This is a genomic window from Streptomyces sp. NPDC001868, assembly GCF_040297125.1.
In the GTDB taxonomy this organism is placed as follows: domain Bacteria; phylum Actinomycetota; class Actinomycetes; order Streptomycetales; family Streptomycetaceae; genus Streptomyces.
On sequence record NZ_JBEOYO010000131.1, the window covers coordinates 1 to 2,202 of the forward strand.

At 67.3% G+C, this 2,202-nt stretch carries 1 protein-coding gene and 1 pseudogene; both read left to right on the forward strand.

Annotation, left to right across the window (positions count from 1 at the left end; all coding sequences use genetic code 11):
- Positions 1-77: 77 nt before the first annotated feature.
- A pseudogene (locus tag ABT147_RS47080) lies at positions 78-566 on the forward strand (IS6 family transposase); the annotation flags it as partial.
- Between the two features lie 307 nt (positions 567-873).
- Positions 874-2,064, forward strand: a complete 1,191-nt coding sequence (locus ABT147_RS47085) for an alginate lyase family protein (RefSeq protein WP_351418705.1) — start codon at positions 874-876, stop codon at positions 2,062-2,064.
- Positions 2,065-2,202: the final 138 nt, after the last annotated feature.

A 2,202-nucleotide genomic window follows, 5' to 3' on the forward strand; every position in this document is an offset into this window, starting at 1 on the left:
GGCCTTGATCCGTGACCGACGGTGCTACCAGGTCACACCCCCAGCCACAGCCGCGGCTTGACATCAGCATTGGGAAGCACCTGGACGAGGTCTTCATCAAGATCAACAGCGAGCAGACATACCTGTGGCGGGCCGTCGACCAGGACGGCAACGTCCTCGACATCCTGGTGCAGAAGCGCCGGGACAAGGCCGCGGCCAGGCGCTTCCTCCGCAGGCTGATGAAGAAGACGCGCATGGTGCCGCGGGTGGTCGTCACCGACAAGCTCCGCTCCTGCGGCGCCGCCCACCGCGAGGTCATGCCCTCGGTGGAACATCGCTCGCACAAGGGCCTGAACAACCAGGCGGAGAACAGCCACCAACCCACCAGACAGCGCGAACACGCGATGAAACGCTTCCGCTCCGCGGGCGGAGCACAGCGATTCCTGTCCGCGTTCAGCGGTATCTCGCCCCACTTCCGACCCCGCCGCCATGTGATGCCCGCCCACGTCTACCGAGCCGAGATGACCGTCCGCTTCGCAATCTGGGAGCAGATCACCGGCGTCGCCGGCCTCGCCACCGCGGCCTGAACACAGCCCGGAACCAGGCTCCACCACACCACACCACGACGCGCCGTCAGGCAGTCACACAGCCAACAACGTGACAACGCCGACCAGTGCTGTGGCACGACGACGAACCGGGCCCACCGATGTGGTGAAGGCCATCCGGCCCGATCGCGGCGGAGGCCCGCGCGTGGATGGTTCGTACGACATGGCGACGGGCTGAACCCTGAGCACGAACTGTATTGACATGTTCACGAAGTGTCCTTATGGTCCAGGCCAATACCTTCCAACACCCGGAACTCTGTTCTCATCTGTGAATGGAAGAGGTCATCGGATGGCGCGAAACAGAACCGCCCTGCTCGGTGTTCTCGCTCTACTGGCCGGCCTGCTGAGCCTTCAGTTCACGGGCCCGGCCGCCCAGGCGACGGCAGCGCCGGCCGCCTTCACCCATCCCGGCGTGCTGGTGAGCCGGGCCCAGCTCGACCACGCCCGATCGAAAGTACAGGCCGGCCAGCAGCCCTGGAAGGCCGCGTACGACGGCATGATCGCCAGCTCCTACGCCTCGCTGTCGCGCACCGCGAAGCCGCGGGCCGTCGTGGAGTGCGGCTCGTCGTCCAACCCCAACAACGGCTGCACCGACGAGCGCCAGGACGCCATCGCGGCCTACACCGACGCGCTCGCCTGGTACTTCACCCGGGACAGCAGGTACGCCAAGAAGGCGATCGAGATCATGGACGCCTGGTCCGCGACCATCACTGATCACACCAACAGCAACGCCCCGCTGCAGTCAGGCTGGGCCGGATCGACCTGGCCGCGCGCCGCCGAGATCATCAAGTACACCTACGACGGCGGCTGGCCCAACGCAGGCCGCTTCGCGACCATGCTGCGCAACGTGTACCTCCCCGAGGTGATCAATGGCGCGGCGACCAAGAACGGCAACTGGGAACTGGTCATGACCGAGGCGGCGATCGGCATCTCGGTCTTCATCGAGGACCGCACCAGCTACGACAAGGCGGTCAGCACCTACCTCGCGCGCACCCCCGCGTACGTCTACTTGACCAGTGACGGCGACCTGCCCGAGCCGCCCGCCAACAGCAGCATCGACACCAGCGCCGAGATCATCAACTACTGGCAGGGCCAGAGCACCTTCAACAACGGCCTCGCCCAGGAGACCTGCCGCGACTTCGGGCACACCGGCTGGGGTGTCGCCTCCATCGCCAACATCGCGGAGACCAGCCGCATCCAGGGCCAGGACCTCTACCCGAAGATCCAGGACCGGCTGCGCTACGCGCTGGGCTTCCACACCTCCTACGAAAACGGCACCGCCGCGCCCTCCTGGCTGTGCGACGGCTCGATCAAGACGGGCCTCGGCCGGGTCACTGAGGTCGGCTTCAATGCCCTCCACAACCGCCTCGGCATCAGCATGTCCAACACCCAGAAGTACACCGAGGCACACCGGCCGTCCGGCACGGACAACTACTTCAACGCCTGGACGACCCTCACGCACGCGGACAACCCCTACTGACCGTCTCCGGCCGGGGGGGGGGGGGCCCCCGCGCCGCCGTGCGCGGGGCCGGGGGTCGCCCGGGCGGCGCGGCCGGGTCCGTCACCTGCGGCAACGGGTTCCGCTGCGGCCACGGGCTCGGGAACGACGACCGGGGCG

Coding starts and splice junctions, on each gene's coding strand:
- ABT147_RS47085 (WP_351418705.1), top strand. CDS start 874: ATGGCGCGAAACAGAACCGCCCTGCTCGGTGTTCTCGCTCTACTGGCC.